Origin of the sequence: Chryseobacterium panacisoli (assembly GCF_008274625.1) — a bacterium.
Classification (GTDB): Bacteria; Bacteroidota; Bacteroidia; order Flavobacteriales; family Weeksellaceae; genus Chryseobacterium; species Chryseobacterium panacisoli.
Genome location: NZ_VTRU01000001.1, coordinates 154,367 through 164,928 on the forward strand (window position 1 = coordinate 154,367; position 10,562 = coordinate 164,928).

Below are 10,562 nucleotides of genomic sequence, written 5' to 3' on the forward strand. Positions count from 1 at the left end.
AGTATGTTTTAAGACGCAAGGATTTTATCTGCGATAAAATTGAATAATGTATATAAAAACATAAAATAAAATTCAGCCCTTTGCTGAAAATCTTCGATTTTCTCGCGCCTTAAAAAAAGCAAAAAAATTAAAAAACTTTGCGCCTTTGCGTTTATCCAAAAAAGAATTGAACTATTAAGAAAATAAAGGTTTTAAATAGAGTTAAGATTCAAATACATTTGAATTCAGCTTACGGCTTAATAAAGATCTGAAGATATTTTCTTCGCTATTCTTAATAACTCAATTCATCTTAATGGTTTAAAAACGATTTTTATATCGAATCATTTTTTAAGAAAATCAAGACAATGAAAAATAACAGTATCAAAACTTTAGTAAGAGAAAATATATTACAATTACAGCCCTACATTAGTTTCAGAGATCACAATGAATTTAATGTTCCAGTTATGCTGGATGCTAATGAAAGCCCTTTCGGGGAATGTAACCGCTATCCGGATTCTACCCAGAAAACACTTAAAAACAAACTTGCAGAGCTTAAAAAACTTTCTCCCTCACAGATCGCCATAGGAAACGGAAGTGATGAGCTGATAGACCTTATCATTAAAATTTTCTGTGAGCCTAAAAAAGATGCCATTCTGATGATGAATCCGTCATTTGCAATGTATGGCTTCTATGCAGCAATTAATGAAAATAGGGTCTTGAAACTGAATTTGGATGAAAATTTTGAAATCGTAAAGGACAATTTCTTACACACGGTTGAAGATCCTTCATTGAAAATTTTCTTTTTATGCTCACCCAATAACCCTACCGGAAACAGTATTGATGATATTGAATTTTATCTTCAGGATTTCAACGGAATTGTAGTAGTTGATGAAGCTTATGTTGAATTTTCAGGAAAAAAATCAAGCTTAGAGCTGCTGGATCAATATTCTAACTTAATTGTACTGCAAACTTTTTCTAAAGCATGGGGAATTGCGGGAGCGAGAGTAGGAATGGCTTATGCATCCGAAGAAATTATCAGTCTGATCAATACGGTTAAAGCACCCTACAATGTGAATGTATTAAGCCAGGAGCTGATTTTGAAGACATTGGATGATGAAAACAGACTTCAGGACAATGTAAATAATATTCTGGAAGAAAGAACATGGTTGCAGGAGCAGTTTAACGAAATTGAATGTATTGCTAAAGTATTTTCAACGGATGCCAATTTCTTCCTGATCAGAATGAAAAATGTTGACAACGTATATAGAAAAATGCTTGAAGAAGAGATTTTAACCAGCAGAAGAGATCCGGCCATTCCTGGATGTATCAGAATTAATGTTGGAAATCGTACAGAAAATGAAAAATTAATTAACCTTTTGAAAAGTATTCAACAATGAAAAAAGTACTCTTTATAGACCGTGACGGAACGCTGATTATTGAACCTCCCACAGATTTTCAGGTAGATTCTCTGGAAAAGCTTGAGTTTTATCCTGGCGTTTTCCAAAATCTTTCAAAAATTGTTAATGAGCTGGATTATGAATTGGTAATGGTAACCAATCAGGATGGGTTGGGAACGGACAGTTTTCCCGAAGAAAATTTTTTAAAACCTCATGCAAAAATGGTACAGGCATTCGAAAATGAAGGAATTATTTTTAGTGATATTTTAATTGATAAAAGCTTTGAACACGAAAACCTTCCTACACGGAAACCAGGAATAGGAATGCTGGGAAAATACATGTATGGTAATTATGATCTGGAAAATTCATATGTAATTGGTGATCGAAGTACAGACGTTCAACTTGCTAAAAATATGAATTGTAGAGCTATTTATCTTAATCAAAACTTTAATGAGGAAGCTGAACTGTCTGCAACAAAATGGTCCGAGATTTATCAGTTCTTAAAATCAGGAATGAGAAAAGCTAAAGTCTCCCGTACAACCAATGAAACAGATATTAAAATTGAAGTTAATCTTGATGGAAACGGACGTTCAGATATTTCTACGGGGCTTCACTTTTTTGATCACATGCTGGATCAGATTGCGAGACACGGCAATATGGATCTTTCCATTAAAGTAAACGGAGATCTTGCCGTAGATGAGCACCACACGATAGAAGATACAGGAATTGTACTGGGAGAAGCTATTTTAAAAGCTTTAGGAAAGAAAAAAGGGATCGAACGATATGGTTTCCTGCTTCCAATGGATGACTGCCTTTCTCAGGTGGCTATTGATTTTGGCGGCAGACCCTGGTTGGTGTGGGATGCTCCGTTTAAAAGAGAAAAGATTGGGGATATGCCTACCGAAATGTTTTTTCACTTTTTTAAATCCTTTACAGATGCTTCAAAATGCAATCTGAATATCAAAGCAGAAGGAGACAATGAGCACCACAAAATTGAATCTATCTTTAAAGCCTTTGCAAAAGCCGTTAAAATGGCAGTGAATCAATCGGATACTAATTACAGTCTGCCTTCTACAAAAGGAAGTTTATAAATATGATAGCCATAATAAAATACAACGGCGGAAATGTAAACTCTGTTCAGAACGCCCTCAACAGACTCAATATCGACTCAGTGATTACTGATGACCCTGAAAAGATTTTAAAAGCCGATAAAGTAATTTTTCCCGGAGTGGGAGAAGCTTCCTCAACAATGAAACTGCTGAAGGAAAGAGAACTTGATCTCCTGATTCCGTGCCTTACACAGCCTGTTTTAGGAATATGCTTGGGAATGCAGCTGATGTGCAAAGAAAATGAGGAAGGAAATACGGAAGGAATGGGGATTTTTGATATCAATGTGAGAAAATTCCCGGCAAAAGATATTGTTCCGCATATGGGCTGGAACACCGTTTCGGGACAGACCTCATCACTATTTTCAAGAATTGAAAAAAGCAGTGATGTTTATTTTGTTCACAGCTATTATTGTGAACTTTCAGACTTTACAACATCTGTTTGTGATTATATTCTGCCATTCAGTGCCTCATTACAGAAAGATAATTTCTATGCAGTGCAGTTTCACCCTGAAAAATCAGGAATCGTAGGAAATCAGATCGTTAAGAACTTTATAAATTTATAATGATGAAAATAATTCCGGCTATTGATATTATCGACGGCAAATGTGTCCGTTTGTCAAAAGGAGATTACAACACAAAGAAAATATACAATGAAAATCCTGTAGAAGTGGCAAAAGAATTTGAGCGTTTTGGGATTCAGTTTCTTCATCTGGTGGATCTTGATGGGGCAAAATCAAAGCATATTGTCAACCAGAAAGTACTGGAAGACATTGCTCATTCTACGTCGTTGCATATCGACTTTGGAGGAGGCCTGAAAACTCAGGAGGATATTGAAACAGCCTTTAATTCCGGAGCAAAGCAAATTACTTTAGGAAGTATTGCGGTTCAGAACCCGGAATTCTGTTTTAAAATGTTACAAAAGTATGGTGCTGAAAAAATTATTTTGGGAGCTGACTGTGAAAACAGAAAGATTAAGACCTCAGGATGGCTGGAAGAAAGTGACAATGATATCATTGATTTTATTCTTCAGTATCAGGAAAAAGGAATGCAGACCGCGATATGTACTGATATTGCAAAGGATGGTATGCTGGAAGGTCCTTCAACTGGACTCTATATTGAGATTTTATATAAAACATCAGTTCAGCTGGTAGCAAGCGGAGGGATTTCAGGGATCGCTGATGTCTATAAAATGAAAGATATCGGCTGTGCTGGAACAATCATCGGGAAAGCAATTTATGAGGGAAAAATAAGCTTACAACAACTTCAAAACTTTATTGAAAATGCTTAAGAAAAGAATTATTCCATGTCTTGATATAAAAGACGGAGCTACGGTGAAAGGAGTCAATTTTGAAGGTCTTAAAAATGCAGGAGATCCGATAGTTCTCGCTAAAAAGTATGAGCAGGAAGGCGCTGATGAACTTGTTTTCCTGGATATTACCGCTACTATTGAGGATAGAAAAACATTTATAGAGCTGGTAAAAGAAATTGCAAAAGAACTTAGTATTCCTTTTACGGTAGGAGGTGGAATTTCGTCTGTAGAAGATGTTAGAAAGCTTTTGGAAGCGGGAGCCGATAAGATCAGCATCAATTCCTCTGCGGTAAAAAATCCAGAACTTATTTCTGATTTAGCCAAAGAATTCGGCAGCCAGTGTGTTGTGGTAGCCATTGATACAAAGCAAATTGATAATAAAGATCTGGTTCATATCAAAGGTGGAAGGGAAGCAACCGAACTTTTTACGGCAGAATGGGCAAAAGAAGCAGAACGTTTGGGAGCAGGAGAAATTCTGCTGACTTCTATGGATGGAGATGGTACCAAAAACGGTTTTGATCTCCGTATCACAAAGTTGGTTTCAGAAAATATCAGTATCCCTGTGATAGCTTCCGGAGGTGCCGGTACTGCAAATGACTTTGTTAAAGTATTTAATGAAACAAAAGCTACAGGAGCTCTGGCAGCCAGTGTTTTCCATTTTAATGAAATAGGGATTCAGGATTTAAAAGAGCAGTTAAAAACTCAAAAAATTGAAGTACGATGAACATAGATTTTAATAAAGATAATGGGCTTGTTCCTGTGGTTATTCAGGATAGCAGAACATTGCAGGTGCTGATGCTGGGTTATATGAACGAAGAAGCATTTGAAAAAACAAAAGCAGAAGGGGTTGTTACCTTTTTCAGCCGTTCCAAAAACAGACTCTGGACAAAAGGTGAGGAGTCCGGAAATTTTTTATCCGTAAAAAGTATTGATATAGATTGTGATCAGGACACAATATTAATAAAAGCCGTACCAAAAAATGTGGTCTGCCACACCGGAAGTTTCAGCTGTTTCGGAGAAAAAAATGCCAAAGGATTTCTTTATGAGCTGGAAGAAAAAATCTCTCAGAGAATAGATACTAAAGCTGAAGATTCTTACACTTACTCGCTCTATCAGAGAGGAATCAATAAAATGGCTCAAAAAGTAGGTGAGGAAGCTGTAGAACTGGTAATAGAAGCAAAAGACAATAACGATGACCTTTTTAAAAATGAAGCCGCAGATTTGCTCTATCACTTCTTGATTTTATTAAAAGCTAAAGGTTTTTCAATGGAAGAGATAGAGGAGATTCTTCAAAGCAGAAATAAATGAAACCTTTGAATATTTCTCCCTTGCAAAAAGCTAAGAATTTGATGGATAGTGGGCAGTACATATCATCGCTTACTATTTTAGAAGCCTTAAATGGCTTGTCCTCAAAGTCTGAAAAATACAGGTTGTTATTCATGTCAAATTGTTGGTTTAATTTAGAAGAGTATGATTGGGCAATCGAAATTGCTGATAGATTACTGCAGAAAGATCTTAAAAATGAGTTAGCTTCTCAAATTAAATATCTATCTTATTGTAAATTAAAAGACTATGGTAATATTAATGATGAAGTTATAATTTCTAAAATTAAAGAATTAGCATTACAAAATGACTTTAAACTAAAATGAGGTACCTTGAAAATACAAAAACAGCAGAAGATTCCTCCTGCTGTTTTTATTCTGGATCTTAAGATATTTATCTTTCAATCATAATATTTTTAACAAGTGTCTGATCTCCTACTTTTAAAACTCCAATATACACTCCGTTTTGAAGGCCGGAAACATCAATCTTTCTTTCATTAGTTGTTCTTAGTATTGATCTTCCCATAGAATTGCTGAGTTCAAAACTGAAGTTTGTTTCTTTGGAATCCGGGATTTCAATGTTGAGAACATTGCTAGCAGGATTGGGATAGATTTTTGCTGTTTCTAAAGCGTTTTTAGAAGCAGGTTTGCTCATTGTAGTGGAAGCTGTTGCAAAATGCTGTAAAGCGCCCACAGTAGCCTTTCCAATCTTATATACATAGACAGGATCCATGTTGGTGAAAGTATCTTTAGAGCTGTGAGGATAGCTGCTTCTTATCCTTTCAAAAAATCCGGTAATCACTTCACCTTTCTGTTCAAAAGGGATATAATCCGTATCTGCAGCAGGGTCTACAGCCGTCAGAAGAGGAGAGTAGAGTGCTGTACAGTTTCTCAGCTGTTGAGTGACAGCCGCTGAAGCTGCATTGTTGCTGGATACTCCTCCCTGATCTTCGTCACAATATACGGTTGTGTTATTATTTCCTTTCACACCTCCTACCTGATCAAGATTGAAGACAAGTTTGATATCCAATTTGCGTACACCTCCCTGATATACCACATTATTTACGTAGTGGCTGCTTCCTTTTAATCCCTGCTCTTCACCAGAAAAATGGATGAATTTTATAGAGTATTCAGTAGGAACATTTTTCAGAATCCTTGCGGCTTCAAGAATAATAGATGTTCCGCTGCCATTATCATTTACTCCCGGGCCATAGATGGTATCATAATGTCCGCAGATAATAACATATTTGTTAGGATAAAGCGTTCCTGTTTTGGTAATGATTAAGTTTTTTGAACTGGTACTTCCAAAAGTAAAAGGACTTTCTTCTATCTGGCTGGCTATATAGCCGTACGAAATATACTTGTTTTTGATCCAGTTAAGAGTATTGGTGTTTGCTACTGAGCCCGTAGTTTTTACCCCTAAATTACTAAATTCCTGAAGATTTGCAGTGATATTGGCTTGAGTGACCATATCTGCTCTGTCTTTATAGGCCTGAATAAAAGTTTGAGCTCCGATGGACTGCATCATGAAGGCAGCACATAAAAGTGTTGTAATTTTTTTCATATATAATATTATTTTGGTAATACTAATATAGTTAATAAATCACAATAAAGTGTTTAATGTTTTAAGATAAAATGAAATTTTTATTATGCTGTCAATATATTTCGCATTGAAAAGCGTGTAAGTGTTATAAATTCTTTAATATTGGGTTAGTAGAAAAAGGAAAACCTCTGAACAGTTTCAAAGGTTTTATAATTTATTGATATTGAATTGCGAGCTATCTTTCAATCATTACTTTTCTTACTACAGTCTGATCTCCTGATTTTAAAATTCCAAGATAAGCACCATTTTCCAATCCGGAAGCATTAATTTTTGTTTCATTGGTTCTTTTGAAAATAGATCTTCCCTGAAAATCAGTCACCTCAAAAGTGAAGTTCTTGATTCCGGCATCAGGAAGCTCAATATTGATGATATCCTTTACTGGATTTGGATAAATTTTTACCGTTTCCAATGTGTTTTTTGCTACAGCTTCATGTGTTCCCAATGTTCCTGTAGCAACAGCGAAATGCTGAAGTGCCCCTACAGATGCTTTTCCTATATTGTAAATGTATACGGGATCCGTATTGGCAAAAGTGTCATTTACCGTATGCGGGTATGTACTTCTGATTCTTTCAAAAAATCCTGTGATCACTTCGCCTTTCTGTTCAAAAGGGATGTAATCCGTATCTTCTGCCGGATCTACAGCGGTCAGAAGAGGAGAATAGAGTGCCGTACAGTTTCTCAATTCCTGGGTCACCACTGCAGAAGCCGCATTATTGGATGGAAGTCCTCCCTGATCTTCATCACAGTAAACGGTATTGTTATTATTTCCCATTACACCACCCACCTGATCAAGGTTAAAGACCAGTTTTATATCTAAAACACGGTTACTGCCCTGATACGCTACTGTATTGGCATAGTGGCTGCTTCCCAGAAGCCCTTGTTCCTCTCCGGAAAAATGAATGAATTTTATAGAATATTCTGTGGGTACATCTTTCAGAATTCTGGCTGCTTCAAGGATAATAGAAGTTCCGCTTCCGTTATCATTAACTCCCAAACCTGTAATACTGTCGAAATGCCCGCAAATGATCACATATTTATTAGGATATACTGTTCCTGTTTTGGTAATCACCAGATTTTTAGAATTATAACTTCCTGCAGTGAAAGGATCTTCTACGATCTGGCTGGCTGTATATCCATAGGAAAGATATTTGGTTTTAAGCCACTCAAGAGCGTTATTGTTTGCTGTTGTACCTGTTTTCTTAACCCCTAAATTAGCAAACTCCTGAAGGTAAGTTGTAATATTGGTCTGAGTTACCATATTCGCTCTGTCCTGATAAGCCTGAATGAAACTTTGAGCTCCAAGACTTTGCAAAGCGAAGGAAGCCAGTAAAAGAGTAGCGATTTTCTTCATTTTTATGATTCTAATACATGAAATACAATACAAATTAATCATCATCTGTATTTCAAGCTTGACATTATTTATTAATGATTATTTTCTTTGTTGTGTTTCCCTTATCGGTCTTGATGGTAAATGTATACACTCCGTTTTTTAAGCCTGTTGTATTTATTTTTTCCTGATTTTCAAGGGTTAAAACAGTATTTCCGGCCATGTCATTTACCTCAACTTTGAATTGTTTTACCTTTTGCTGAAATTCCACAGTTACAAGGTCTTTTGCAGGATTAGGATAAATTCTGATTTCTTCTGCTGATTTCTGTGCCGTAGCTTCATGGGTGCTTAAGAGATTATTTGATGTTGTGGCAACGGCAAAATGCTGTAGTGCTCCCACAGCTGCTTTCCCGACATTGAGAACATATACAGGGTCGATATTGGCATAGGTGTCACTTACCGTATGCTCATTATTACTTTGGATCGTTTCGTAAAATCCGGTAATAGTATAGCCCTTAGCTTCAAAAGGCATATAATCTGAGGCGTAAGCATGAGAAAGATTGGTCTGCAAGGGTGAGTAGAGGCTAGTACAGGTCATCAGTTCCTGTGTCATAGTATTTGAAATTGCATTATTGGAAGACATTCCGCCCTCATCTCTTTCACAGTTAATGGTATTGTTGTTATTTCCTAAAAGGCCTCCTACCTGGTCAATATTTAAAACAAGTTTTATATCCAGAACCTTTGTGCCTCCTTGGTAAGCTACATTGTTTACATAATGGTTACTTCCCACCAGACCCTGTTCTTCTCCGGAAAAATGAATAAACTTGATAGAATACTCTGTAGGAATATCTTTCAGAATTCTTGCCGCTTCAAGAATAATAGAGGTTCCGCTGCCGTTATCACTTACGCCGGGTCCTACAATGGTATCGTAATGCCCGCAGATAATGACATATTTGTTGGGATATAAAGTACCGGTTTTAGTGATAATCAGGTTTTTTGACGAATTGCTTCCATAGGTGAAAGCATCTTCAGAAAAATCACTGGCTGTATATCCATAAGACAGATATTTGTTTTTAAGCCAATCCAGCGCATTATTATTAGCTGTTGTTCCTGTTTTTTTTATTCCAAACCCGGCAAATTCCTGGAGGTTGGTGTTAATATTGACTTGCGTGACCATATCAGCCCGGTTTTTATAAGCCTGAATAAAACTCTGTGCACCTATATTTTGCACTGCAATGGAAGTCAGCAAAAAAACTACAGCTTTTTTCATTTTGATACTTTATTTTTAAGAATTGTAAATATAGCAATAAATCATTATTTATTATTAATAATTAAGTCTTGTTTGTGATAATTATTTGTTTTTTTAATAATAATATATCTTTTTATGCTATTTATCATTATGTTAGATTGATGTTCGTTAAATGAATTGCATTTCTTTATATTTTTCTTAAATTTTAAATATTTATGTTAAAAAATTAAGTAATTCATTGTTGAAATTGGTAACTGTTGCTAATGATATATCAAATGCTTCTGAAACCTGAAGGAGCTGAAACTGAATTTTAGTTTGAAAACACGTAAAATTGAAAAGTATACAACAAAAAAATCCCGGGAAAACCCGGGACTTATATTGATAACAAAATCTATTCTACATTATTTTACTTGATCTACAACAGCTTTGAAAGCTTCAGGGTGATTCATTGCTAAATCTGCTAAAACTTTTCTGTTAAGTTCGATGTTGTTCTTTTTAAGAGCTCCCATAAACTGAGAGTAAGACATTCCGTGCTCTCTGGTTCCCGCGTTGATACGAGTGATCCAAAGTGCTCTGAAGTTTCTCTTTTTCTCTTTTCTACCACGGTAAGCATATTGCATTGCTTTTTCTACCGCGTTTTTAGCTACAGTCCAAACGTTCTTTCTTCTACCGAAAAAACCTTTAGCTTGCTTAAAAATTTTCTTTCTGCGAGCTCTTGAAGCTACGGCATTTACTGATCTTGGCATAATTTAAATTGTTTTTTTGAAAAGGGCGGCAACTGATGTTACTCTTATTTGCACCGTTTCAGGGTTAAAATGTTGAATTTGTTTTGAATTCTTATAAACCGAATATAGATTTATAAAAACTACTTAATTGCTAATTGACGTTGTACGCTTTTCTCATCCACTTTAGCTACGTAAGAAGTAGTAGTAAGATTTCTCTTCTGCTTAGTTTCTTTCTTAGTTAAGATGTGGCTTTTGTAAGCGTTTTTTCTTTTGATCTTACCTGAACCGGTAAGAGCAAAACGTTTCTTAGCACCTGATTTCGTTTTTAATTTTGGCATTGTTCTGCTTTTTTATTGTTTTTGTTATCAATATCTGTTTTGGCTACTCCTAAAGACATTAGGAATAATAGTGTGCAAAAGTACAAAAAAAAAGTGACACATGAAAGGAATTTTTAATGCAGACAAATGGGGTTATCTTTTCTTATAACCTCTTACGATCAGTTATTCTTATGAGCAATGACTTGAAAAAGACCAAAAGATACC

General features: G+C 35.6%; 12 protein-coding genes. 7 read left to right on the top strand and 5 right to left on the bottom strand.

Going from position 1 to position 10,562, the window contains the following annotated elements:
* Positions 1-344: 344 nt before the first annotated feature.
* The 7 genes from hisC to FW781_RS00760 are packed head-to-tail and all read left to right on the top strand — an operon-like array spanning position 345 to position 5,443.
* On the top strand, positions 345-1,376 hold the full coding sequence (gene hisC, locus FW781_RS00730; protein WP_149385667.1) for a histidinol-phosphate transaminase: 1,032 nt from the start codon (positions 345-347) through the stop codon (positions 1,374-1,376).
* Positions 1,373-2,467, top strand: coding sequence for a bifunctional histidinol-phosphatase/imidazoleglycerol-phosphate dehydratase HisB (gene hisB / locus FW781_RS00735; protein WP_149385668.1), 1,095 nt, complete (start codon positions 1,373-1,375; stop codon positions 2,465-2,467). Before hisC ends, hisB begins: the two co-directional genes overlap by 4 nt.
* Positions 2,468-2,469: 2 nt before the next feature.
* Complete coding sequence (hisH, locus tag FW781_RS00740) at positions 2,470-3,048, top strand: imidazole glycerol phosphate synthase subunit HisH (protein WP_149385669.1); 579 nt, start codon at positions 2,470-2,472, stop codon at positions 3,046-3,048.
* Positions 3,049-3,050: 2 nt separating this feature from the next.
* Entirely contained in the window at positions 3,051-3,773 is a 723-nt protein-coding gene (hisA, locus tag FW781_RS00745; RefSeq protein ID WP_149387329.1) for a 1-(5-phosphoribosyl)-5-[(5-phosphoribosylamino)methylideneamino]imidazole-4-carboxamide isomerase, read from the top strand.
* Positions 3,766-4,518: an imidazole glycerol phosphate synthase subunit HisF gene (gene hisF, locus FW781_RS00750; protein ID WP_149385670.1), complete on the top strand. Its 753-nt coding sequence runs from the start codon at positions 3,766-3,768 to the stop codon at positions 4,516-4,518. The genes hisA and hisF overlap by 8 nt, the downstream gene beginning before the upstream one ends.
* Entirely contained in the window at positions 4,515-5,102 is a 588-nt protein-coding gene (gene hisIE, locus FW781_RS00755; RefSeq protein WP_149385671.1) for a bifunctional phosphoribosyl-AMP cyclohydrolase/phosphoribosyl-ATP diphosphatase HisIE, read from the top strand. Before hisF ends, hisIE begins: the two co-directional genes overlap by 4 nt.
* On the top strand, positions 5,099-5,443 hold the full coding sequence (locus tag FW781_RS00760; RefSeq protein WP_149385672.1) for a hypothetical protein: 345 nt from the start codon (positions 5,099-5,101) through the stop codon (positions 5,441-5,443). The genes hisIE and FW781_RS00760 overlap by 4 nt, the downstream gene beginning before the upstream one ends.
* 67 nt (positions 5,444-5,510) lie before the next feature.
* Here FW781_RS00760 and FW781_RS00765 read toward each other — a convergent pair whose 3' ends face one another.
* From FW781_RS00765 to rpmI, 5 genes are all read right to left on the bottom strand, one after another.
* Entirely contained in the window at positions 5,511-6,680 is a 1,170-nt protein-coding gene (locus tag FW781_RS00765) for a M20/M25/M40 family metallo-hydrolase (protein WP_149385673.1), read from the bottom strand.
* A gap of 214 nt (positions 6,681-6,894) precedes the next feature.
* On the bottom strand, positions 6,895-8,070 hold the full coding sequence (locus tag FW781_RS00770) for a M28 family peptidase (RefSeq protein WP_149385674.1): 1,176 nt from the start codon (positions 8,068-8,070) through the stop codon (positions 6,895-6,897).
* A 64-nt stretch (positions 8,071-8,134) separates the two neighbouring features.
* Complete coding sequence (locus FW781_RS00775; RefSeq protein WP_149385675.1) at positions 8,135-9,316, bottom strand: M28 family peptidase; 1,182 nt, start codon at positions 9,314-9,316, stop codon at positions 8,135-8,137.
* A 380-nt stretch (positions 9,317-9,696) separates the two neighbouring features.
* On the bottom strand, positions 9,697-10,041 hold the full coding sequence (gene rplT, locus FW781_RS00780; protein WP_034694451.1) for a 50S ribosomal protein L20: 345 nt from the start codon (positions 10,039-10,041) through the stop codon (positions 9,697-9,699).
* Positions 10,042-10,160: 119 nt separating this feature from the next.
* A complete protein-coding gene (gene rpmI / locus FW781_RS00785) occupies positions 10,161-10,358 on the bottom strand; it encodes a 50S ribosomal protein L35 (RefSeq protein WP_002979658.1) in 198 nt (65 codons plus the stop codon).
* Positions 10,359-10,562: the final 204 nt, after the last annotated feature.

What these genes read in the sequence shown, in the direction of transcription:
- FW781_RS00770 (WP_149385674.1), bottom strand. Translation starts at nt 8,070, where the DNA reads ATGAAGAAAATCGCTACTCTTTTACTGGCTTCCTTCGCTTTGCAAAGT.
- hisIE (WP_149385671.1), top strand. Translation starts at nt 4,515, where the DNA reads ATGAACATAGATTTTAATAAAGATAATGGGCTTGTTCCTGTGGTTATT.
- hisC (WP_149385667.1), top strand. Translation starts at nt 345, where the DNA reads ATGAAAAATAACAGTATCAAAACTTTAGTAAGAGAAAATATATTACAA.
- rpmI (WP_002979658.1), bottom strand. Translation starts at nt 10,358, where the DNA reads ATGCCAAAATTAAAAACGAAATCAGGTGCTAAGAAACGTTTTGCTCTT.
- hisF (WP_149385670.1), top strand. Translation starts at nt 3,766, where the DNA reads ATGCTTAAGAAAAGAATTATTCCATGTCTTGATATAAAAGACGGAGCT.
- FW781_RS00765 (WP_149385673.1), bottom strand. Translation starts at nt 6,680, where the DNA reads ATGAAAAAAATTACAACACTTTTATGTGCTGCCTTCATGATGCAGTCC.
- FW781_RS00775 (WP_149385675.1), bottom strand. Translation starts at nt 9,316, where the DNA reads ATGAAAAAAGCTGTAGTTTTTTTGCTGACTTCCATTGCAGTGCAAAAT.
- FW781_RS00760 (WP_149385672.1), top strand. Translation starts at nt 5,099, where the DNA reads ATGAAACCTTTGAATATTTCTCCCTTGCAAAAAGCTAAGAATTTGATG.
- hisA (WP_149387329.1), top strand. Translation starts at nt 3,051, where the DNA reads ATGAAAATAATTCCGGCTATTGATATTATCGACGGCAAATGTGTCCGT.
- hisB (WP_149385668.1), top strand. Translation starts at nt 1,373, where the DNA reads ATGAAAAAAGTACTCTTTATAGACCGTGACGGAACGCTGATTATTGAA.
- rplT (WP_034694451.1), bottom strand. Translation starts at nt 10,041, where the DNA reads ATGCCAAGATCAGTAAATGCCGTAGCTTCAAGAGCTCGCAGAAAGAAA.
- hisH (WP_149385669.1), top strand. Translation starts at nt 2,470, where the DNA reads ATGATAGCCATAATAAAATACAACGGCGGAAATGTAAACTCTGTTCAG.